The sequence below is a fragment of the Mycolicibacterium thermoresistibile genome, from assembly GCF_900187065.1.
Classification (GTDB): Bacteria; Actinomycetota; Actinomycetes; order Mycobacteriales; family Mycobacteriaceae; genus Mycobacterium; species Mycobacterium thermoresistibile.
Window position 1 is genome coordinate 1,564,969 of sequence record NZ_LT906483.1, and the last position, 22,177, is coordinate 1,587,145.

The 22,177-nt window shown below is 69.2% G+C and carries 21 protein-coding genes; 14 read left to right on the forward strand and 7 right to left on the reverse strand.

Annotation, left to right across the window (positions count from 1 at the left end; all coding sequences use genetic code 11):
- Window positions 1-27: 27 nt before the first annotated feature.
- Window positions 28-1,551 (reverse strand): ATP-dependent DNA ligase, encoded by a 1,524-nt coding sequence (locus tag CKW28_RS07270; protein ID WP_003924903.1) that lies wholly within the window; start codon window positions 1,549-1,551, stop codon window positions 28-30.
- A 153-nt stretch (window positions 1,552-1,704) separates the two neighbouring features.
- On the opposite strand from CKW28_RS07270, the gene CKW28_RS07275 reads away from it, so the two are divergent.
- From CKW28_RS07275 to CKW28_RS07285, 3 genes are all read left to right on the forward strand, one after another.
- Window positions 1,705-2,472, forward strand: coding sequence for an SDR family NAD(P)-dependent oxidoreductase (locus CKW28_RS07275; protein WP_003924904.1), 768 nt, complete (start codon window positions 1,705-1,707; stop codon window positions 2,470-2,472).
- Window positions 2,473-2,539: 67 nt separating this feature from the next.
- Window positions 2,540-4,711, forward strand: coding sequence for an acyl-CoA dehydrogenase family protein (locus tag CKW28_RS07280; protein WP_003924905.1), 2,172 nt, complete (start codon window positions 2,540-2,542; stop codon window positions 4,709-4,711).
- A gap of 132 nt (window positions 4,712-4,843) precedes the next feature.
- Complete coding sequence (locus tag CKW28_RS07285; protein WP_003924906.1) at window positions 4,844-5,908, forward strand: phosphotransferase family protein; 1,065 nt, start codon at window positions 4,844-4,846, stop codon at window positions 5,906-5,908.
- A 6-nt stretch (window positions 5,909-5,914) separates the two neighbouring features.
- Here the strand turns inward: CKW28_RS07285 and CKW28_RS07290 are convergent, their stop codons facing one another.
- On the reverse strand, window positions 5,915-6,670 hold the full coding sequence (locus CKW28_RS07290; protein WP_040546519.1) for a sulfite exporter TauE/SafE family protein: 756 nt from the start codon (window positions 6,668-6,670) through the stop codon (window positions 5,915-5,917).
- Between the two features lie 212 nt (window positions 6,671-6,882).
- On the opposite strand from CKW28_RS07290, the gene CKW28_RS07295 reads away from it, so the two are divergent.
- Window positions 6,883-7,386, forward strand: a complete 504-nt coding sequence (locus CKW28_RS07295) for a hypothetical protein (protein WP_040546514.1) — start codon at window positions 6,883-6,885, stop codon at window positions 7,384-7,386.
- Window positions 7,387-7,506: 120 nt separating this feature from the next.
- On the opposite strand, the gene CKW28_RS07300 is transcribed toward CKW28_RS07295, so the two are convergent.
- Entirely contained in the window at window positions 7,507-8,988 is a 1,482-nt protein-coding gene (locus CKW28_RS07300; RefSeq protein ID WP_003924909.1) for a cytochrome P450, read from the reverse strand.
- Between the two features lie 119 nt (window positions 8,989-9,107).
- Between CKW28_RS07300 and CKW28_RS07305 the strand changes: the two genes are divergently transcribed.
- Together CKW28_RS07305 and CKW28_RS07310 are read left to right on the forward strand one after the other, a co-directional pair.
- Entirely contained in the window at window positions 9,108-9,743 is a 636-nt protein-coding gene (locus CKW28_RS07305; protein ID WP_003924910.1) for a TetR/AcrR family transcriptional regulator, read from the forward strand.
- 42 nt (window positions 9,744-9,785) lie between these two features.
- The gene (locus tag CKW28_RS07310) at window positions 9,786-10,655 is read left to right on the forward strand and encodes an SDR family oxidoreductase (protein WP_003924911.1); all 870 of its coding nucleotides are present in this window, start codon (window positions 9,786-9,788) and stop codon (window positions 10,653-10,655) included.
- 4 nt (window positions 10,656-10,659) lie between these two features.
- Here the strand turns inward: CKW28_RS07310 and CKW28_RS07315 are convergent, their stop codons facing one another.
- Genes CKW28_RS07315 through CKW28_RS07325 form a run of 3 tightly spaced genes read right to left on the reverse strand, consistent with a single transcriptional unit; the run spans window position 10,660 to window position 13,557 of the window.
- The gene (locus CKW28_RS07315) at window positions 10,660-11,811 is read right to left on the reverse strand and encodes an AAA family ATPase (RefSeq protein ID WP_003924912.1); all 1,152 of its coding nucleotides are present in this window, start codon (window positions 11,809-11,811) and stop codon (window positions 10,660-10,662) included.
- Window positions 11,812-11,836: 25 nt separating this feature from the next.
- Window positions 11,837-12,931: a DNA polymerase IV gene (locus CKW28_RS07320; protein ID WP_040546521.1), complete on the reverse strand. Its 1,095-nt coding sequence runs from the start codon at window positions 12,929-12,931 to the stop codon at window positions 11,837-11,839.
- Entirely contained in the window at window positions 12,928-13,557 is a 630-nt protein-coding gene (locus CKW28_RS07325; protein ID WP_050811930.1) for a TetR/AcrR family transcriptional regulator, read from the reverse strand. Before CKW28_RS07325 ends, CKW28_RS07320 begins: the two co-directional genes overlap by 4 nt.
- Before the next feature lie 87 nt (window positions 13,558-13,644).
- On the opposite strand from CKW28_RS07325, the gene CKW28_RS07330 reads away from it, so the two are divergent.
- The 6 genes from CKW28_RS07330 (at window position 13,645) to CKW28_RS07355 (ending at window position 19,070) form a co-directional block, all read left to right on the forward strand.
- Window positions 13,645-14,229, forward strand: coding sequence for an NAD(P)H-dependent oxidoreductase (locus CKW28_RS07330; protein ID WP_040546525.1), 585 nt, complete (start codon window positions 13,645-13,647; stop codon window positions 14,227-14,229).
- Window positions 14,230-14,780: 551 nt separating this feature from the next.
- Window positions 14,781-15,020 (forward strand): glutaredoxin-like protein NrdH, encoded by a 240-nt coding sequence (gene nrdH / locus CKW28_RS07335; RefSeq protein ID WP_003924916.1) that lies wholly within the window; start codon window positions 14,781-14,783, stop codon window positions 15,018-15,020.
- 12 nt (window positions 15,021-15,032) lie between these two features.
- The gene (nrdI, locus tag CKW28_RS07340) at window positions 15,033-15,476 is read left to right on the forward strand and encodes a class Ib ribonucleoside-diphosphate reductase assembly flavoprotein NrdI (protein ID WP_003924917.1); all 444 of its coding nucleotides are present in this window, start codon (window positions 15,033-15,035) and stop codon (window positions 15,474-15,476) included.
- The gene (nrdE, locus tag CKW28_RS07345; RefSeq protein WP_081475457.1) at window positions 15,443-17,626 is read left to right on the forward strand and encodes a class 1b ribonucleoside-diphosphate reductase subunit alpha; all 2,184 of its coding nucleotides are present in this window, start codon (window positions 15,443-15,445) and stop codon (window positions 17,624-17,626) included. The genes nrdI and nrdE overlap by 34 nt, the downstream gene beginning before the upstream one ends.
- 255 nt (window positions 17,627-17,881) lie before the next feature.
- On the forward strand, window positions 17,882-18,370 hold the full coding sequence (locus CKW28_RS07350) for an MTB12 C-terminal domain-containing protein (RefSeq protein ID WP_040546527.1): 489 nt from the start codon (window positions 17,882-17,884) through the stop codon (window positions 18,368-18,370).
- A gap of 7 nt (window positions 18,371-18,377) precedes the next feature.
- Window positions 18,378-19,070 (forward strand): ABC transporter ATP-binding protein, encoded by a 693-nt coding sequence (locus CKW28_RS07355; RefSeq protein WP_003924920.1) that lies wholly within the window; start codon window positions 18,378-18,380, stop codon window positions 19,068-19,070.
- Between the two features lie 29 nt (window positions 19,071-19,099).
- On the opposite strand, the gene CKW28_RS07360 is transcribed toward CKW28_RS07355, so the two are convergent.
- Window positions 19,100-20,329 carry an IS110 family RNA-guided transposase gene (locus CKW28_RS07360; protein ID WP_095176431.1) on the reverse strand — a complete coding sequence of 410 codons (1,230 nt, stop codon included), beginning with the start codon at window positions 20,327-20,329 and terminating at the stop codon, window positions 19,100-19,102.
- Between the two features lie 233 nt (window positions 20,330-20,562).
- On the opposite strand from CKW28_RS07360, the gene CKW28_RS07365 reads away from it, so the two are divergent.
- Window positions 20,563-21,369, forward strand: a complete 807-nt coding sequence (locus tag CKW28_RS07365) for an ABC transporter permease (RefSeq protein ID WP_234785038.1) — start codon at window positions 20,563-20,565, stop codon at window positions 21,367-21,369.
- Window positions 21,366-22,169 (forward strand): class I SAM-dependent methyltransferase, encoded by an 804-nt coding sequence (locus CKW28_RS07370; RefSeq protein WP_003924923.1) that lies wholly within the window; start codon window positions 21,366-21,368, stop codon window positions 22,167-22,169. The genes CKW28_RS07365 and CKW28_RS07370 overlap by 4 nt, the downstream gene beginning before the upstream one ends.
- Window positions 22,170-22,177: the final 8 nt, after the last annotated feature.

Sequence of the window (22,177 nt, forward strand, 5' to 3'; positions counted from 1 at the left end):
GGGTGCGAGCGGCAATCCTAGTTCCGGTCAATCGCCGCGTTCGTAGATACGGCGCACGGTGTCGACGGTGTCGGCCTCGTCGGGTGTCTTGTCGTCGCGGTAGCGCAGCACCCGGGCGAACCGCAGCGCCATCCCGCCGGGATAGCGCGAGGACCGCTGCACCCCGTCGAAGGCGATCTCGACGACCTGCTCCGGCCGCAGTCGCACCACATGCCCCGTGGTCGGACCGTCGGCGAGTTCCAGGAACCGCGCCGTCTGCCACTCGAGCATCGCGTCGGTCATCCCTTTGAACGTCTTGCCGAGCATGACGAAGCCACCGGTCCGCGGGTCGCGGGCGCCGAGGTGGATGTTGGACAGCTTCCCGGCCCGCCGGCCCGACCCCCATTCGACCGCCAGCACCACCACATCGAGGGTGTGCACCGGTTTGACCTTCAGCCAGCCCGCGCCGCGGCGGCCGGCCTCATAGGCGGCCGACGGTGATTTCGCCATCACGCCTTCGTGACCGGCGTCCAGCGTCGCCCGCAGGAACCGTTCGGCGGCCGCGGGATCGGCGGTGACGAGCCGGTCCACCCGGTGCCGGTCGGGGATCAGCGCGTCCAGCACCTCGAGGCGGGCCCCGGTCGGCCGGTCGAGCAGATCGTCGCCGTCCACGTGCAGCAGGTCGAACACGAACACCGACAGCGGCGGCGCCGCCCCCGGGCCGGCGCGGCCGAACCGGGATGCGGTGACCTGGAACCGGTGTGGGCGGCCGTCCGGCCGCAGCGCGATCGCCTCGGCGTCGGCGATCACCTCGCTCACCGGCCACGTCAGCGCGGCCTCGACGACCTCGGGCAGCCGGGCGGTGACGTCGTCGAGGCTGCGGGTGAAGATCGCCACCTCCCGGCGCGAGCGGTGGATCTGCACCCGGGCGCCGTCCAACTTGGCCTCCAACACCGCTGTGCCGCCGAGCCGTTCGAGCGCCTCGGTGACGCCGGCGGCGGTCTGCGCAAGCATCGGGCCGACCGGCTGTCCGACCCGCAGCGTGTAGCGCGACAGTGCGTCGGTGCCACCGGTCAACGCGGCGCCGGCGACGGTCGGCAGCTCCCCGGCGAGCATGGCGGCGCGGCGTACCGCCGCGGCGGGGACGTCGGCGGCCCTGGCGACCGCATCGGCCATCACCCCCACCAGCGCGCCCTGCCGCAGCTCACCGCTGAGCAGGCCGCGCAGGAACCGCTGCTCGATGCCGGTGGCGGCGCCGAACAGCTCGGCGAGCAGCGCCGCCCGCCGGGCCTGCGAACCCTTACCGGTCACCGTCCGGATCTGGGTGAACGCCGCATCGACCGCCGCGACGGTCAGCGTCGGCGCGGCGGCCGGCGGCGGGAGGGACCGCAGCGCGGCCCACCCGACGCCGATCGGGCGTTGCGGCAGCTCACCGGACAGCCAGGACACCACGACCGGTACCAGGGCCGCATCGGTGTCTCTCAGCAGCTCGGCGATGCGCGAGATCTTGGCCGACCGCGCCGTGGTCGCGCCGACCTCGGCCGAGGCGGTGGCGACGTCGACGAGCAGCATCTGATCAGCCTGACACGGCCTGCGGCCGGCGCGGGCCGACATGGGACGACCCGGGGCCGACACGCCCGATCCGCCCGACCCGAAAGCCTTACCGAAAGCCGGGATCGGTTAAGTTGCAAGTCGGTCTTGTCACGTGTGTGGAAAGGAACCTGAATGGAGATCGAGGGCAAGAAGGCCGTCGTCGTCGGCGGAGCCTCCGGCTTCGGCCGCGCGACCGCGGAGGCGCTGGCCAAACGCGGTGCGAGCGTCGCGGTGCTGGACCGGCCGCAGTCGAAGGGCAAGGAGGTCGCCGAGCAGATCGGCGGCTCGTTCTTCGACGTGGACGTCACCGACTTCGACGGCACCGAGAAGGTGCTGCAACAGGCCGTCGACGCGCTCGGCGGCCTGCACATCGCGGTGACCACCGCCGGTGGCGGAATCGCCGAGCGCACCGTGAAGAAGGACGGCCCGCACAGCCTCGAGTCGTTCCGCCAGAGCGTGGATCTCAACCTCATCGGCACGTTCAACATCAGCCGGCTGGCGGCGTGGCACATGAGCAAGAACGAACCGGTGGACGACGAGAAGGAGGAGCGCGGCGTCATCATCAACACCGCCTCCATCGCCGCGTTCGAGGGGCAGATCGGTCAGGTCGCCTACACCGCCTCCAAGGCCGCGATCGCCGGCATGTGCCTGACCATGGCGCGCGACCTGGGCAGCCTGGGCATCCGGGCGCTGGCCATCGCGCCGAGCCTGTTCGCCACCGGCCTCACCGAGGGCATTCCGGACGAGTTCGCCAAGCAGCTGACCAAGGACGCCGCATTCCCGAAGCGCCTCGGAAAGCCCGAGGAGTACGCCAAGCTGGCGCTGGCCATCGTGGAGAACCCGATGCTCAACGGGCAGTGCATCCGGCTCGACGCCGGACAGCGGTTCGCCCCCAAGTAATCGCGATTTCGGCGTGCTCACGATCGCTCACCGATCGTGAGCACGCCGAAATCCCAAGGAGAACACCATGGCGATCGCACTGACCGACGACCACCGCGAGCTCGCCGAGGTGGCGCGGTCGTTCCTGACCTCCCAGCAGGCCCGCGCCGCGGCCCGCGCCCTGCTCGACGCCGACGACGAGGCCCGGCCGCCGTTCTGGTCCGAGCTGGCCGGGCTGGGCTGGCTCGGGCTGCACATCTCCGAGAAGCACGGTGGCTCCGGCTACGGCCTGCCCGAACTCGTGGTCGTCGTCGAGGAACTGGGGCGTGCGGTCGCGCCAGGGCCGTTCGTGCCGACGGTGGTCGCCTCGGCGGTGCTCGCCGACGCCGGCAGCGACGAACAACGGGACCGACTGCTGCCGGGCCTGGTCGACGGCAGCGTGGTGGCCGCCGTCGGTCTGGGCGGCGACCTGCGCGTCGAAGGACCCGTCGAGGCGGCGACGGCGTCCGGCACGGCGGGGGTGGTGCTCGGCGCCGGGCGGGCCGACCTGCTGCTGCTGCGGTGCGGCGACGACGTGCTGATCGTGGACCGCACCGCGCCCGGGGTCACGGTCGAGGTGCCCACCAACCTCGATCCCACCCGCCGGTCCGGCCGGGTCACGCTCACCGGCGTCGCCGTCACCGACGTGCTGCCCGGCGCGGCGGAGACCGCACTGGCCTTGGCCCGCACCCTGTTCGCCGCGGAGGCGGCCGGCGGGGCGGTCGAATGTGTGGAGACCGCGGTCGAATACGCCAAGGTGCGCCGACAGTTCGGCCGCGTCATCGGCACCTTCCAAGCGGTCAAACACCACTGCGCCAACATGGCGGTGGCCGCCGAGTCCGCGATCGCCACGGTATGGGACGCCGCCCGCGCCGCCGCCGGCGATCCGGCGGAGTTCCGGTTGATGGCGGCGGCCGCCGCGGCGCTGGCCTTCCCCGCCTACGTGCACAACGCCGAGCTGAACATCCAGGTGCACGGCGGTATCGGATACACCTGGGAGCACGACGCCCACCTGCATCTGCGGCGTGCACTGGCGGTGCGCGGCGTGCTCGGCGGCGACGGCCCGGCCGCGGATGTCCATGCGCTCACCGCGGCGGGCGTCACCCGGGAGAACAGCCTGGATCTGCCGCCGGAGGCCGAGGAGATGCGCGGCCGGATCCGGGCCGATATCGAGGAGATCGCCGCGCTGGACGGGAACGCCCAGCGGGACCGGCTGATCGAGACCGGCTACATCATGCCGCACTGGCCGAAGCCGTGGGGGCGCGGCGCCGACGCGGTCGAGCAGCTGGTGATCGACGAGGAATTCGCCCGCGCCGGGATCGAGCGGCCCGACTACTCCATCACCGGGTGGGTGATCCTCACCCTCATCCAGCACGGAACACCTTCGCAGATCGAACGATTCGTGGAGAAGGCGCTGCGCCAGGAGGAGATCTGGTGTCAGCTGTTCTCCGAGCCCGACGCCGGTTCGGACGCCGCGGCGGTCAAGACCCGTGCCATCCGGGTGGACGGCGGCTGGAAGGTCACCGGGCAGAAGGTGTGGACCAGCGGTGCGCACTACTGCCGGCGCGGCCTGGCGACCGTGCGCACCGATCCGGACGCGCCCAAGCACGCCGGCATCACCACGATGATCATCGACATGCACGCCCCCGGCGTCGAGGTCCGCCCGCTGCGGATGATCACCGGCGGTGCGGAATTCAACGAGGTGTTCTTCAACGACGTGTTCGTGCCGGACGAGGACGTGGTGGGGGAACCCAACACCGGGTGGACGGTCGCGCGGGCCACGCTCGGCAACGAGCGGGTCAGCATCGGCGGCGGATCCGGTGCCCGGGTGTTCGCGGCGACGAGCCTGATCCCGTTGGTGCAGCGGCACGCCGACCGGTTGGCCGGCGCCGAGGTCCGGGTCGGCACCTTCCTCGCCGAGGAGCATGCGCTGCGGCTGCTGAACCTGCGGCGGGCGGTGCGCAGCATCGAGGGCGCCGGCCCGGGTCCGGAGGGCAACATCACCAAACTCAAACTGGCTGAACACATGAACGAGCGGGCCGCGATCATGGCCGGCCTGCTCGGGCCCGAACTGGCACTGCTCGACGGTGACACCGCGGTGGCCGGTCTGATGGTGCTGGGCGCGCGCGGGATGGCGATCGCCGGCGGCACCTCGGAGGTGACGCGCAACCAGATCGCCGAACGGATCCTCGGGTTGCCGCGCGATCCGCTGATCACGTAGCGCCCTTCAGGCCGGCCGGGGCACCGACACCGGCGGGCCCTGGCCGATCCGGCCCGGATGTCCGGGAGGATGGAATGGGAATACCTGCTCGTCCTGGCCCACAAACGGTGACCGCCCTGGCACCATGACGGCATGCTCGACCACGCGGGCGCACTGCCGACCCTCAGTGCCGACGATCAGGCCGCGCTGCAACGCTGGGTGCGGGACCAGGGCATCGGAACGACGGTGTCGGATGTGCAACCGCTGACCGGCGGCAGCCAGAACGTCGTCGTCCGGGTTCACGTGGACGGGCAACCGATGGTGCTGCGCCGGCCCCCGGTGCATCCGCGACCCAACAGCAATCAGACCATGCAGCGCGAGATCGCGGTGTTGCGGACGCTGGCCGGAACCTCGGTGCCGCACCCCGGGTTCATCGCCGGCTGCGAGGATCTCGACGTGCTCGGGGTGGTCTTCTACCTCATGGAGGAGGTGGACGGCTTCAACCCGGGCAACGAGATCGCCGAGGGCTACGTGCGCGACGCCACCTGGCGCCACGACGTCGGGCCGGCCTACGCCGCGAGCCTGGCCGAGCTGGGCAACGCGCCGTGGGAGGACCGGCCGCTGGCCGCGCTGAAACGACCGGGATCGTTTCTGCAGCGCCAGGTTCCGCAGTTCCTGCGGCTGTTGGAGAGCTACCGGCACGACAACTACCCGGCCGACTCACTGCCCGATGTGGCGGGGCTGGCCGCCTGGCTGGAGGACAACCGGCCACCCGACACCGAGCCCGGGATCATGCACGGCGATGCGCATCTGAACAACGTGCTGTTGCGCCGGGACCGCCCGGAGGTGGCCGCGTTCGTCGACTGGGAGATGTGCACCGTCGGCGATCCGCTGCTGGATCTGGGCTGGCTGCTGGTGTGCTGGCCGCTGGACCCCAATCCGATCGACGTCGGCACCGAACTCGCCGCGCTCGGCGGCCTGGCCGGGCGCGGCGAACTGCTCGAGGCGTACCGCGCCGCCGGCGGCCGCGACACCAGCCATCTGGACTGGTACGTCGCGCTGGCGTGTTTCAAGCTCGGCATCGTCATCGAGGGCACCTGGTCGCGCCATCTGGCCGGGCTGGCGCCCAAGGAGGCGGGGGAGCGGCTGCACGCCTCGGCGGTGGACCTGATCGAACTCGGCAATCGGGTGGCCAAGGGAGCCAACCCCTTCGAGTGAGGGAGCTCAGAGGTAGGTGTCGAGGCCGAGCTTGACGGCCAGCGCCAACCCGGACGCGGCGATCAGCAGCCGCAGCGGGGTGGCCGGGGCGTGCCGGACCACGACCGGCCCGAGCCGTGACCCGATGAGGCAGCCGGCACCCAACGGCGCCACCGCTGCCCACTGCACCGGCGCCACCACCGCGAACACCGCCGCCGCCACGGTGTTGGCCACACCCAGGGTGAGGTTCTTGCCGGCGTTGGCGGTCGCCAGCGTCGCGTCGGAGAGGTTCAGCAGCACCGCCAACAGCAGCACCCCGGCCGCGGCGCCGAAGTAGCCGCTGTAGATCGACACCACGAACACCGCCGCGGCCTGCAGCATGAGCAGCCGGCTGTGGCCGGCGCCGGTCTGATCACGGTCGGCACGCCGCGGCACCGCGATCGCGAGGGCCGCCAGCGCCAGCAACGGCGGCACACTGTTCTCGAAGCCCTCCGGCGGGATGGACAGCAGCAGCACCGCGCCCGCCAGCCCGCCGAGCGCCGCGCCCGGCACCAGGCGCATGATCCAGGCGCGCCGGCCGGCCAACTCCGGCCGCGATCCCCACACCGAACCGACGCCGTTGAACACCAGCGCGACGGTGTTGGTGACATTGGCGGTCACCGGCGGCAGACCGACCACCAGCAACGCCGGGTAGGTGGCGACCGATGCCAGGCCCGCGATGCTGCCGGTCAGCCCCCCGACGATGCCGGCTGCCAACAGGAGCACGACGTCGGTCACCCGGATGTGCCTACCGGTCCGGGACAGGTCGCGCAACTTGGCGGGAACACCCCGGTCAAATGCGTTTGCGAAGCCCCCGGAGACGGTCTAGCATCGCGGACGTGCCGAAGCGACAGGTAGTAAGAACCCGCAGCGAGGTTCGTTCCTGACCGACCCCTCGCTGTGGGTCGTTGCCATTCGTCGGTCAATCAGTTCCTTCTTCCCGAGAAGACCGACACATGAGATCTCAATCGCTGACCGCAAGACATCATCTTCTGAGCGACGCCGCACCGCAGTCGGCCGCCCACGCCGTCGCTCGGGCCCCACGCGCGCTGCGGGAGAAGGTCGAAACGATGTCCCCGGAGGCCGTGCTCGCCGAGTACGCGGCCCCACCGGGGCCGGTGCGGCTGGGCCATTGGGAATGCATCGACGCCGGACGTCCGGTGTCCCGGATGGGGCCGCGGCCGTTGCGCTATCAGGCCACCCTGGCGGTCGGTGACACCACCAGCACGTCGACGGCGACGGCGATCGGCCCGGTGGCGGCGCTGACCGAGATGCTGCATGAGCGCGGTGTCGCCGTCGAGACCGTGTCGTTCCATCAGGTGCCCGCCGGTCAGTGCACCGCGACGTTCCTGCACGGCACCAACGGTGTGCGTGCGGAGTGGGCGATGGGCTGGGCCGAGGATCCGACCAGATCGGCGCTGGGCGCGGTCATCGCCTGCGCCAACCGGCTGCTCAGCTGACGCGCCCGCTTCTAGACACCCGAAGACAGAACGCCCGGAGACAGAACGCCCGGAGACACAGAATCGCACGCCCGGAGGTCCCGGGGTGCGATTCTGTGTCCGGTCGCGGAGGGGACCGGGTCAGCGCAGCCGGCGCAGCACGATCGGCATTCCGTCCATCGGGATCGGCATCCCGCCGTAGTCGTAGCGCGGGGTGTAACCCGGCCGCGGCAGCTCCAGTCGGTACTCGCGCAGCAGGCGGTGCATGACGGTCTTGATCTCCAGCTGTCCGAACACCATGCCGATGCACTTGTGCGCGCCACCGCCGAACGGCGCGAACGCGTACCGGTGCCGCTTGTGCTCGCTGCGGGGCTCGGCGAACCGCTCCGGATCGAACTTCTCCGGCTCGGTCCACAGCTCCGGCAGCCGGTGGTTCATGCCCGGCCAGGTCACGACGTTGGTGCCGGCCGGGATGTAGTAGCCGAGCAGGTCGGTGTCACGGACCGTCTGGCGCACGTTGAACGGCAGCGGCGTCACCAGCCGCAGCGACTCGTTCATCACCAGATCGAGCGACTCGAGCTTCTCCAGCGCCTCGATGTCCAGCGGGCCGTCGCCCAGCCGGTCCGATTCGTCGCGGCAGCGCTGCTGCCAATCCTGGTTGGCCGCGAGGTAATACGCCATCGTGGTCATCGTCGAGGTGGACGTGTCATGCGCGGCCATCATCAGGAAGATCATGTGGTTGACGATGTCCTCGTCGGTGAAGGTGTTGCCGTCCTCGTCGGTGGCGTGACACAGCACCGACAGCATGTCGGTGCCGCCGGAGTCGCGGCGCTCCTTGACCCGCTGCACGAAGTAGTCCTCGAGCACCTTGCGGGCCTGCAGCCCCCGCCACCACTTGAACGGCGGCACCGAGGTGCGGATGATCGCACCGCCCGCCCGGGTGGTGATGGTGAACGCATCGTTGACCTTGGTCACCAGCTCCTTGTCGGAACCCGGTTCGTGCCCCATGAACACCACCGAGGCGATGTCCAGCGTCAGCTTCTTCACCGACGGGTGGAACAGGAACCGGGGGTCATCGGTCGCCCAGTCGCGGACCACCACCTCGGAGGCGACCCGGTCGATGTGCTCGACGTATCCGGCGAGCCGGGGGCGGGTGAACGCCTCCTGCATGATCCGCCGGTGGTACATGTGCTCCTCGAAGTCGAGCATCATCAACCCGCGGTTGAAGAACGGCCCGATGACCGGATGCCAGCCCTTCTGCGAGTAGTCCTTGTTCTTGTTCGAGAAGATCTCCTGGGTGGCGTCCGGGCCCAGCGCCGACACCGAGGCCAACGCCGGCGAGTAGGCGTAGTGCACCGGCCCGTACTTGCGGTAGACCTCGAGCACATAGTCCGGGCCGCCGCGGAACGCCTCGATCATGTGGCCCAGGATCGGCAGCCCGGCATCGCCCATGACGGGTTTCAGGCCGCTGCCGGGGGGCGGGTCGGCCAGCTTGAACTGCTTCCACTCCCGTTCCCGCAGCTTCTTTTCGACGATGCCCATACCGGGAATGTTGTTCACCGTCGGGATGAGCCGGCGCTTTGCCTGATCGAGCAGATAGTCCCGGGTGTTGATGGTGGCCATGTGTGCACTCCTGCGTGTCGCAAGGCTGTGGTGGGTCTCACTCGATCCCTATCCAAGCGAACCGACTTGACGCATGTCAAGTTTTGTTTCCGGCGCCGGGTGGTGCGAAGGTTGTCTGCGTGACCACTGATTCACCCGCCCGTGAGGATCGCCGCAGCCGCGGTGATCGGCAGCGGGACGCGATCGTGGCCGCGGTGCGCGAACTGCTGGAAGAACGGTCTTTCGCCGACCTGTCGGTCAGCACCATCAGCGAGCGTGCCGGCGTGGCCCGCTCGGGGTTCTACTTCTACTTCGACTCCAAGTACGCGGTGTTGGCGGTCATCCTCGGCGAAGCCATGGAGGAGCTCGACAAGCTCACCCAGAACTTCGCCCCGCGCGGGGCCGAGGAGACGCCGGCGGAGTTCGCCCGCCGCATGGTGGGCAGCGCCGCGGCCGTCTACGCCAGCAACGACCCGGTGATGCGGGCCTGTTCGGCGGCCCAGAACACCGACGCCCAGATCCGCGAGATGATGGGCGACCTCCAGGCCATCGTGATCGACAAGATCGTCGGGGTGATCGAGCAGGACGCCAGCGCGCAGCCGATCACCGACGACCTCCACGCACTGGTCCGCACCCTGGTGGCGACCACCGCGCTCACCCTCACCCACGACAGCGCCTTCGTCGGCCGCGCCACCGACATCAGCCGGGCCGTCGACGTCGTGGAGCGGCTCTGGCTGTACTCGTTGTGGGGCGGCGGCAACCTTCCCGAGCGCTGAGCCTCGTTGGCCGGACGGGATCTCGCCGGTAGGGTCGGCGCCATGACGCAGCCTCGCGGCTTCACTCGCGGTTTCACCGGAAAACGTTGCTTCGTCACCGGAGCCGCCAGCGGCATCGGTCGGGCCACCGCGCTGAGGCTGGCCGCCGAGGGCGCCGAGCTGTTCCTGACCGACCGGGACGCCGAGGGACTGGCGGGCACCGTCGAGCAGGCCCGCGCGCTCGGCGCCCGGGTGCCGGCGCACCGGGCCCTCGACATCGCCGACTTCGACGCGGTCGCCGACTTCGCCGCCGACATCCACACCGACCACCCCGCGATGGACGTCGTGATGAACATCGCCGGCGTATCCGCGTGGGGCACCGTCGATCAGCTCACCCACCAACAGTGGAAGGCGATGATCGACATCAACCTGATGGGCCCGATCCACGTGGTCGAGACGTTCATCCCGCCGATGATGGCCGCCGGCCGGGGCGGCCACCTGGTCAACGTGTCCTCGGCGGCGGGACTGGTCGCGCTGCCGTGGCACGCCGCGTACAGCGCCAGCAAGTACGGACTGCGCGGGATGAGCGAGGTGCTGCGGTTCGACCTCGCCCGGCACGGTATCGGGGTGTCGGTGGTGGTGCCCGGAGCGGTGAGAACCGGTCTGGTGCAGACGGTTCAGATCGCCGGGGTGGACCGTGACGATCCCCGGGTGCAGAAGTGGGTGGACCGGTTCAGCGGCCATGCGGTGTCACCGGAACGGGCGGCCGACAAGATCCTGGCCGGGGTGCGCAGGAACCGCTACCTGATCTACACCTCCGCCGACATCCGGGCGTTGTACCTGTTCAAGCGGTTGGCCTGGGCGCCGTACAGTTTCGCGATGAGGCGGGTGAACGTGCTGTTCACCCGCGCGCTGCGGCCCGGGCGGCCGTAACCCGTCAGCGGCTGCCCCAGTCCCACGGCGGCGTCGACAACATGGTCTGGCCGGCGACCTTGGTCTCACCCCGGTCCTTGTACAACTCGACGCCCTCGGCGGCGTCACCGAGCAGTTCCAGCAGGGCGGCCGAATGCGTCACCACCACCAGCTGGGTGCGCTGCGCCGCGGCGCGGATCAGGTTCGCCACCGGGCGCACCAGCTCCGGATGCAGGGACGTCTCCGGCTCGTTGAGCACCATCAGCGACGGTGGTTCGGGGCTGAGCAGCGCGGCGGTCCACAGCAGGAAACGCAGTGTGCCGTCGGACAGTTCGGCGGCACGCAGCGGCCGCAGCATGCCGCGCTGCCGCACCTGCAGTTCGAACAACCCGTCGTGCACCGCCACCGACACCGTGGCGCCGTCGAACGCGTCGCCGACCGCGCGGGCGAGATCGTCGAACCCGGTCTCGGTGATGGTGGCGATCGCCGCCGCCAGGTCGTGGCCGTCGTCGGACAGCACCGGGGTGCGGGTCCCCACCTGCGGCCGGCGTGCCGGAGCCGCCGCATCGACCCGGAAACCGTCGTAGAACCGCCACCGGCGCAACCTGTTGCGCACCGCGGCGAGCTCCGGCAACGCCTCCGGGTGGGCGTATTCGGCCAGCACGCTGTGATACGACGGCAGGCTGCGGGACAACTCCTCGAACCCGGTGTCGGCGCGCATCTCGGCGTGGTCGCGGGTGCGCCGGACCAGGGTGGCGGCGGGCCGCGGAACAGGGCCGGCGAAAACCACCTCGCGTTTGATCTCCGGATCCCGGGCGAACACCGAGCCCGGCCCGGCCGACTGCGGCAGTCCGAGGTCGATCAGATAGCCGAAGTCCGTAGCGGCGAAACCGAGTTCGAGCGACACCGGGCGGGTCCGTCGGGTGCCGTGGGCGGCGCCGGTGCGCTCGTCGGCATTGGGGTGCTCCGGCCCGGCCCACAGCACCGACTGCAGCCCACCCGCGCGGGCCAGGGAGCCGATCACCTCACCGCGACCGCAGTCGGCCAGCAACCGCAACGCCCGGTACAGCGACGATTTGCCGGTGCCGTTGGCTCCGGTGATCACCGTCAGCCGGGACAGCGGCAGCACCACCTCCCGCAGCGAACGGTATCCGCGGATGGCGACCGTCTGCAGCATGCTCACCCTGTCGTTTCCGATGACGTCATCGACCTGCCTGCCCGGCCTGCGCACCCGACTCCATGGCCAGTTCCAGCCGCACCCCGAGGAGTCGCACCGGACGCTCGATGTCGAACAGGTCCATCACCGCCAGCGCGGTGGCGGTGATGAGATCCGGGTCGGTGCTCGGAACGGGCAGCTTCCGGATCTTGGTGCGGGTGGAGAAGGTGTCGGTGCGCACGGTGACCGCCACCCGGGTGACGATCCGGCCGGCCGCGACCACCTCGTCGACGGTGCGCCGGGCCAGGTCGGCCACCGCCGCGTCCATCTCCGCGCGCTCGGTCAGGTCACGGGGGAAGGTGACGACATGGCTGCGGGAGCGGGGCACCCACGGTTCGGCGCTGACCTCCGTGTCGCCGCCGCCCTTGGCCAACAGCAGCAGCCACAGCCCGGTGCTCGGCCCGAACGTCGTGGTCAGCACCGTCGCGTCGGTGGCCTCCAGATCGGCCACCGTGGTGATACCCAGGGTGGCAAGCCGTTTGGCGGTCTTGGGCCCGACACCCCACAGCGCGTCGACCGGACGGTCTCCCATCACGGCCATCCAGTTGGCGTCGGTGAGCCGGTAGATGCCGGCCGGCTTGGCGAACCCGGTGGCGACCTTGGCCCGCTGCTTGTTGTCGCTGATCCCGATCGAACACGACAGCCCGGTCTCGGCGGTCACCGCGGCGCGGATGTCCTCGGCGAGCGCCACCGGGTCCGTCGCCGCGGCGCTTCCCCCGACACCCTCCCCGGTGCCGCCGCCACCGATACCGATGAACGCCTCGTCCCAGCCCAGCACCTCGACCGGGTGACCGAAATCCCGCAGCAGGTCCATCACCTGTTCGGACGCCGCGTCGTAGGCCTGCGGATCCGACGGCAGAAACGTCGCATCCGGGCACTTCCGCGCCGCGGTGCGCAACGGCATCCCGGCGTGCACCCCGAACCGGCGCGCCTCGTAGGAGGCGCAGGTGACCACCTTGCGCGGTTCGGTCGGATCGCCGCTGCCGCCGACGATCACCGGGGTGCCGGCCAGCTCCGGCCGCCGGCGCAGTTCCACCGCCGCCAGGAACTGATCCAGATCGACGTGCAACACCCAGGTCATCGCCGGCACAGCTTCCGGGCCACGTCGCCCCAGGAGTCGGCGAGCGCGTCCAGGGCGACCCCGCGGTCCGTCACCTGATGCCGGACGTAGTCGGGGTCGGTCAGCGCCAGCAGCGCGTCGGCCTGGACGTCGAGGTCCCCGTCCGCGTCGGCGGCGGCGAGCAGACTGCGGATGTGGGTGTGGTGCAACGTCATCGGTGGTCCGAACCGGGTCTGTGGTTCCCGGGACACATCGGTCAGCAGTGCATGGTGGTCGCACACGAACTGCAGCCGGCGGCGGCCGTAGGCCAGCAGCCGCTCCAGCGGTTCGGCGCCGGGGCCGAGCGGGGGCGGACCGAACATGAACGCCTGCTGGAACGCGGTCTCGTCATCGTGGAGGAGTTCGAGCATCAGCCCTGCGCGGCTGCCGAACCTGCGGAACAATGTGCCCTTGCCGACTCCGGCGGCCGCGGCGATGTCGTCCATGGTGACCGCCTCGGCGCCGCGTTCGGCGATGAGCCGGCGGGCGGCGTCGAGCAACAGGGCGCGGTTGCGTGCCGCATCCTCCCGCTCGGGTGGCGCGGTCGTGGCCGTCGGCGCCGCGACATCGGTCGCCGGACGGGCCGGGAGCAGCTCATCGGCGCTCATCAACGACACTTTAGCTCAGGTCGAAATAAACCGGACCCTGGTCCGGTTCTTCGGGGGACAATGTCCACGAACACGTGAGGAGTGACCATGGCGGACAGAAGCGAGCCGGCGGCCGGCGGGGCGGACACCAGGGTGCTGGTGCTGCTGGGCAGCCTGCGGGCCGGTTCGATCAACCGTCAACTGGTGGAGGTGGCGGTCGAGACGGCGCCGGCGGGCGTCCGGCTGGAGCTGTTCGACCGATTGGGCGAACTGCCGTTCTACAACGAGGACATCGACACCCCCGGCCGCCTCGCCGAACCGGTCGCGGCGCTGCGGTCCGCCGCGGCGGAGGCGCACGCCGCCCTGGTGGTCACCCCGGAATACAACGGCAGCATCCCGGCCGTGTTGAAGAACGCCATCGACTGGTTGTCGCGGCCGTACGGGAACGGTGCGCTCCAGGGGAAGCCGGCGGCGGTGATCGGCGCCGCGCTCGGCCGCTACGGCGGGAAGTGGGCCCACGACGAGACCCGCAAGTCGTTCGGAATCGCCGGTCCGCGGGTGCTGGAGGACCCGGCGCTGTCGTTGCCGACCAAGACGCTCGACGGCAGGCATCCGCGGGAGAACGCCGAGGTGACCGCCGCGGTGCGGACGGTGGTGGAGAAGCTCGCGGCCGAGGCCCGGGTGGGCGCATAACCGGCTGAGTCGGGATCTGGAGCGGGCCGGCGACCGTGCCGGCCCGCTTCTCGTTGCGGGCCGAAATTGCGCTGGCATGACCGGGGGATCGGCCGTCCGCGCTGGCACCGGGCGTCCGGGAGGCCGCCACCGGTTTGCTGGGCGGGTGCGTCGGCGGTCCTGGCCGGCATTGCTGTCGGTGCCGGGTGGTACACCTGATCCGACCGGTCGGCGCGACGCGCCGAAGAAACGCGACACGCCGGGAGGTGGGGCGGAAATGAAGCTTACGACCTGGGAATTTCAAGAATGTGGTTCAGAACATCTTGTAGGGCTTCGCGTAGGCACCCACTAGGTGTAGTGTCTAAGGCACCGACAGGCCACGAGGTTCCGAAGGGTCGGCCGGACCCGGAACACCGCCCGCGAAGGTCATGAGACCGGACGGCGGATGCCGGTCCGGACGTCCGGAATTTCGCGGGTCTGGGGGGTGCTGATTAACAGCGAGATGCCGTTTCCGTCAAGTTGCCAGTTCCTGACTCCATACCCGCCGTGATCGCCAAGAGGAGCCGTACCGCATGACCGTCACCGTCTACACCAAGCCCGGCTGCGTGCAGTGCAACGCCACCTTCAAGGCCCTCGACAAACAGGGCATCTCCTACGAAACGGTCGACATCAGCCTGGACGACGAGGCCCGTGACTACGTCATGGCGCTCGGCTACCTGCAGGCGCCGGTCGTGGTGGCCGGCAACGAGCACTGGTCGGGCTACCGGCCGGACCGCATCCGGGCGCTGGCCCGGGTCGCCACGTCGGCATAGGGGGCGGTGACGGTGGGCGGCCTGGTCTACTTCTCCAGCGTGTCGGAGTACACGCACCGTTTCGTGGAGAAGCTCGGGTTGCCCGCCACCCGGATCCCCCTGCACGGCCGCATCGAGGTCGACGAGCCGTACGTGCTGATCCTCCCCACCTACGGTGGGGGCCGGGCCACCCCGGACATCAACCACGGCGGCTACGTGCCCAAGCAGGTCATCGCTTTTCTCAACAACGAACACAACCGGTCGCTGCTGCGCGGCGTCATCGCCGCGGGCAACACCAACTTCGGCGCCGAATTCGCGTATGCGGGCAATGTGGTGTCCCGCAAGTGCGGAGTGCCCTACCTCTACCGATTCGAATTGATGGGTACCCCCGACGACGTGGAAGCCGTCCGCGCGGGCCTAGCTGACTTCTGGAAGGAACAGACGTGCCACCTACCGTCACAGCTGCAGAGCCGGTAACCGCTGCCTCGCCGGAGGCCGATCTGACGCCCGGCGCCGGCGGGCCGGACTACCACGCGCTCAACGCGATGCTGAATCTGTACGACGCCGACGGCAAGATCCAGTTCGACAAGGACAAGCAGGCGGCCCGGGAGTTCTTCCTGCAGCACGTCAACCAGAACACGGTCTTCTTCCACGACTACGACGAGAAGCTCGACTACCTGATCGAGAACGACTACTACGAGCCCGAGGTGCTCGACCAGTACAGCCGCGATTTCGTCAAGAGCCTGCTGGATCGGGCCTACGCCAAGAAGTTCCGGTTCCCGACGTTCCTCGGCGCGTTCAAGTACTACACCTCCTACACACTCAAGACGTTCGACGGGAAGCGCTACCTCGAGCGGTTCGAGGACCGCGTGGTGATGGTGGCGCTGACCCTGGCCGCCGGTGACGTCGAACTGGCCGAGAAGCTCGTCGACGAGATCATGGACGGCCGCTTCCAGCCGGCCACCCCGACGTTCCTCAACTCGGGCAAGAAGCAGCGTGGCGAGCCGGTGTCGTGCTTCCTGCTGCGCATCGAGGACAACATGGAGTCGATCGGCCGGGCGATCAACTCCGCGCTGCAGCTGTCCAAGCGCGGGGGCGGGGTGGCGCTGCTGCTGAGCAACGTCCGCGAGTTCGGCGCGCCGATCAAGAACATCGAGAACCAGAGCTCGGGTGTCATCCCGATCATGAAGCTGCTCGAGGACTCGTTCTCCTACGCCAACCAGCTCGGCGCGCGGCAGGGCGCCGGCGCGGTGTACCTGCACGCGCACCATCCGGACATCTACCGCTTCCTCGACACCAAGCGGGAGAACGCCGACGAGAAGATCCGGATCAAGACGCTGTCGCTGGGCGTGGTGATCCCCGACATCACGTTCGAGCTGGCCAAGAAGAACGAGGACATGTACCTGTTCTCGCCGTATGACGTCGAGCGCGTCTACGGGGTGCCGTTCGCCGACATCTCGGTCACCGAGAAGTACTACGAGATGGTCGACAACCCGCGGATCCGCAAGAGCAAGATCAACGCGCGCGAGTTCTTCCAGACCCTGGCCGAGCTGCAATTCGAGTCCGGTTACCCCTACATCATGTTCGAGGACACGGTGAACCGGTCGAACCCGATCGAGGGCAAGGTCACCCACTCGAACCTGTGCTCGGAGATCCTGCAGGTGTCCACGCCGTCGGAGTTCAACGACGATCTGTCCTACAAGGTCGTCGGCAAGGACATCTCCTGCAACCTGGGGTCGCTCAACATCGCCAAGGCGATGGACTCGCCGGACTTCGGCCAGACCGTCGAGGTCGCCATCCGGGCGTTGACCGCCGTCAGCGACCAGACCCGGATCGACTCGGTGCCGTCGATCGTGCGGGGCAACGACGAGTCGCACTCGATCGGCCTCGGGCAGATGAACCTGCACGGCTACCTGGGCCGGGAGCGGATCTTCTACGGGTCCGAAGAGGCGATCGACTTCACCAACATGTACTTCTACACGGTGTGCTACCACGCGGTCCGGGCGTCGAACAGGATCGCCATCGAGCGGGGGAAGCACTTCGTGGGCTTCGAGAAGTCGAAGTACGCCACCGGTGAGTTCTTCGACAAGTACACCGACCAGGTGTGGGAGCCCAAGACCGACAAGGTCCGTGAGTTGTTCGCCAAGGCCAACATTCACATTCCCACCCAGGAGGATTGGCGGCGGCTGAAGGAGTCGGTGCAGAAGCACGGCATCTACAACGCGTACCTGCAGGCGGTTCCGCCGACCGGGTCGATCTCCTACATCAACCACTCGACGAGCTCGATCCACCCGATCGCGTCGAAGATCGAGATCCGCAAGGAAGGCAAGATCGGCCGGGTCTACTATCCGGCGCCGTACATGACCAACGACAACCTGGAGTACTTCCAGGACGCGTACGAGATCGGCTACGAGAAGATCATCGACACCTATGCCGCGGCCACCCAACACGTGGACCAGGGGCTGAGCCTGACGTTGTTCTTCAAGGACACCGCCACCACCCGCGATGTGAACAAGGCGCAGATCTACGCCTGGCGCAAGGGCATCAAGACGCTCTACTACATCCGGCTGCGCCAGATGGCGCTGGAGGGCACCGAAGTCGAGGGTTGCGTGTCCTGCATGCTGTAGGGACGCTTTCGCTGACTCGCCGGCCAGGGATCTGTCCCTGGCCGGCGCTTCTCTTCGGGTGGGCTCGGCTGCTCGCGCCGCGGACGGTCGGTCAGTCGCGCCCGCATGGCTCTGGCGCGGCGGGTGTCCGGCCTCGCGAGGGCGGCCGGACAGCGGGTGCGGTGTGGGCCAGAACACCACTAGGTAAGCCTTGCCTAATTAACTGACGCTGGCTACATTAAGCGCAAAAGTTTCCTCCAAAAGGGAGTGTGCGCGATGGCAAGGCGTTTCTCCGTGATCGCGGCGCTGGTCGCGGCCGTCACGACCGCGTCGCTGGGGTTCGCTCCAACGGCGTCCGCCCAACCGGGCCAACCGACCGGGTCGGTCGAGGACTTCGCGATCACCTCCGAGGTGCCGACGCTCGAGGAACTCGACGCCCAGATCCGGCTGCTGGTCGGCACCGCGGCGCCGGACTGGGTGAAGGCGGCGCAGCTGGAGGGCGGTGACCGTGCGGTGATCGTGCCGAAGATGGTCTACCGCATCGGCTTCTTCCGGCCGCCCCGGGGATCCAGCCGGGTGACCGGCCCCGAGACCCACGACGGCGATCGCCACACCGCCGTCATCAACGCCAGCCGGCAGGGGGCCCCGACGGTGCGGGTCGAAGCCGAATGGCGCCGCATCGACGGCCGGTGGAAGCTGGCCAACAAGTCGTTGTGCAACGGCATCGAGACCATGGGCCTGCCGATACCCTGCAACTTTGAATGATCGCATTGTGATCGAAATCATCGGTCTGACAAAGGCTTTCCGCGGCCGCCGGGCAGTCGACGACGTCAGCGCGGAATTCCCGTCGGGTGCGGTGACCGCGCTGCTCGGCCTCAACGGAGCCGGGAAGACGACGCTGTTGCGGCTGATCGCCGGACTGGACCGGCCCGACGCCGGCACCATCCGGATCCACGCTCGTCCATCCGGCGGCGACCCGCGGCTGGTGGGATTCCACCTCGGGCCCGACGCGATGGATCCCCGCCACACCGTGGCCCGGCACCTGCGTTGGCTGGCGGCCCTGAACGGTGTCGACACCGGCCGCGTCGACGCCGTGCTGGCCGACACCGGGCTCACCGAACGGCGCCGCGACCGCATCGACCGGCTCTCACTGGGGATGCGGCAACGCGTGGCGATCGCCGGCGCCCTGTTGGCCGAACCGCGGGCGCTGCTGTTCGATGAACCGCTCAACGGACTCGATGTGCCGGGCATCGTGTGGTTCCGCGCCCTGCTGCGTCGGCTGGCCGACCAGGGGCGCACCGTCGTGGTCGCCACCCATCTGCTCGGCGAGGTGGCGTTGACCGCCGACCACATCGCGGTTCTGGTGGACGGACGCATCGGCATCTCGGGGGAGCTGAGCGAACTGGCGCCGGCCGGGGCGGACCCCCGCGGATGGCTCGAGACCACGCTGCTGGAGCACGCATGACACTTCCTGAGTCAACCCCTACGCAGTTTTCATGCTGCGGTGTGCAGTTTTTGTACGGCACCGTGCCGGGCGGGGTCGTAGGGGCTTTGGTCGTGCCAGCAGCGGTAGATGACGCGAATCCAGGCGCGGGCGAGGATTCGCACGGCGTGGGGGTGGTCGTGTCCGCGCGCGCGGGCTCGGTTGTAGATGTCGGCTGCCCAAGTGCTTTGGTGTCGGCTGTTGTCAGCGAAGGTGGTCAGTGCTCGGCGGAAGCGTTTGTTGCATGCCCAGCGGAAGTGCACGGCGTGTTGTTTGCCGGAAGATTTGGTGACGGGAGTGACCCCGGCCAGGGCGGCCACGGCGTCGGGACCGTCGTAGGCTGCACGGGAGTCGCCCCACTCGGCGAGCACCTGGGCGGCGTTGATCTGACCCGACCTTGGCAGCGACGTGAAGACCTCGGCGTCCGGGTGCTCCCCGAGGCGGGCGATGACGGATCGGTCGAGGGCCTTGCCTGCGCTGTTGAGCGCCTCGATGACGCTGACGAGGGCCAGCACGACGTCGCGGACGGCGATAGTCAGGACGGGATCGGTGGTGCCTGCGGGTGCGCTGCGCAGCCGGGTCAACAGTTCTTTGACTGGTCGTCGACCGGAATAGGAATGCTTGACAAGGAACGCAGCCAAGCGTTTCTCTCCGAGTCGAGCGGCGCTGGCCGCGGTGGGATAGCGACGCAGGAACGCCAGGCTGATTGGAGATTCGACGTCGGCGAAGATCGCTTTGGCGCCAGGCCAGTGATCATCGAGCAGGGCGCTGAGTTGGTTGGTGGCCGCCACCCGCATGGCGACAACGTCGTCGCGGGTGCGGACCACCGTGCGCAGCGCCTTGGTCGACGAACTGTACGGGGCTGCGGGGCGCAGTCGATGGTGGCGCAAGCGCAGGTATTCGGCGATCACCAGGGCGTCACCGGCATCAGACTTGGCGCCGGAGATGACTTCGCCGTCCCGCCACGTTTTGATGGCGTTCGGGGATACCGGGATGACCGGGTGGCCGGCTTCGAGCAGCAGGTCGACCAGCCGCCCATTGGGTCGTTCGATCCCGATGTGCACATCGGCGGGATCGCCGAACTTGGACAGTTTGCGAATCAGTGTGGCGATGCCATCGGCAGTATGGTCAATCATGAACTGCGCCAGTATCTTTCCCACTGCGGACAGCACGCACACGGCATGAGTGGCGGCAGCCCAGTCCAACCCGACGTAGATGATTTCTGCGGTTTCCTCGGACAACGAATCTCCTCAAGGTGGCAGCGACGACGCGGCGAGGGGGTCGACCACCGGACGGTCACTAACTGGCGCTCTGCGGCGCGTCTTCCTGATGCCGGTCTGCGACTCCGGGAGGGCCGAGGGCGGCGGTGTCATGCTGGCCCTCTACGAGCGACCGCACCTGGCCGTCACCTCGGCCCCCGCCGAGTCCCTTCAACGAACACCCATCAGGCATCCGCAATAAGGATGGTGCCCTAGTGACCGCCCCGGTGTCCCCGGCGCCCGACGCGATCACCGGCGTGGTGCGCGGTGTGCGCGCCGAGGGTGTCCGCACCGGCGGCCGCAGCCGGCTGTGGGCGGTGATCATGCCGGCCGCGGTCGGGATCCCCGTGGTCATCACTCTCGGCATCGCCCTCATCGCCGAGGCGTTCGCCCGCATCCCGGGCCAGATCTCGGTGCTGCAGGTGTCCACCTCCAACGCGGCGTACTGGGTCATCACCATCACCACCACGCTGGTGGCGGTCGCGGCCGCGGACGGCCAGGCGTCGGAAAGCCGTCATGGCACAGCCGAACACGTCCGGCTGGCGATGCCGTCCCGATGGTCGATGCTCACCGCCCGCTGGGTGTTCTACGGCGGGCTGGGCGCAGTGATCGCCGCGCTCACCCTGATCGGCGTGTTGTCGGCGCTGCCCGCCGTCGCCCCGACGGTGTACGGGACGGTGTCGTGGACCGATCCGGTCGGGCTGCGCCTGCTGTGGACGGTGCCGCTGCTGGCCGTGTTCGCCGCCGGCGCCGGTGTCGGCGTGGGGGCGCTGGTGCGCTCACCGCTCGCGGCGGTCAGCGCGATTCTGTTGTGGGCGTTCGTCTGTGAGACCGCCGCCGGGTATCTGCCCAGCGGGGCGACCCTGCAGCGCTTCATGCCGATGCTCAACGCGGTGTACGCCACCGGGCAGGACACCGTGCTCACCCCGCCGTGGGGCCAGAACCCGGCACTGCTCTACACCTGCGCAGTGTTCACGACGATCTTCGCGATCGCCGCCATCGAAAGGACGATCAGAAAATGACTGCCAAATCACCACTTCCGCTTGCCAACCGGTCCGACGCCGACCTGCCCGGCCACTGGCTGCTGGCGCGGCTGGGCAAGCGGGTGCTGCGCCCCGGCGGGCTGGAACTGACCCGGCGGCTGCTCACGGCCGCCCGCGTGACCGGGGCCGACGTCGTCGAGCTGGGCCCCGGCCTGGGGCGCACCGCCACCGACATCGTCGCGGCCGGGCCCCGCTCCTACGTCGGCGTGGACGACACCGCCGCCGCCACCGAAGCCGTCCGCAGGATCGTCGAACCGGTCGACGGCAAGGTGGTGGTGGCCAACGCGGCCGACACCGGCCTGCCCTCCGGCAGCGCCGATGTGGTGATCGGTGAGGCGATGCTGACCATGCAGGGAGACCGGGACAAGCGGGCGATCGTCAACGAGGCGTTCCGGGTGCTGCGCCCGGGCGGGCGGTACGCGATCCACGAGCTCGGTCTGCAGCCGGACTCGTTGCCGCAGGACACTAAGGACCAGATCCGCAAGGACATGGCCCGAGCGATCAAGGTCAACGCGCGGCCGCTGACCGCCTCCGAGTGGGTCAACCTGCTGACCGACGCCGGGTTCGAGGTGGTCAGCGTCGATCACGCGAAGATGGCGCTGCTCAACCCCGGCCGGGTGCTGGCCGACGAGGGTCTGTTCGGTGCGCTGCGCATCGTCGGCAACCTGATCAGGCGTCCGGCCGCGCGGAAACGGGTCATCGGTATGCGCAAGACCTTTCAGCGGTATCGTCACTCGCTGACCGCGATCGCCGTGGTCGGAGTCGTACCGGAGAAGTGACGAACCGG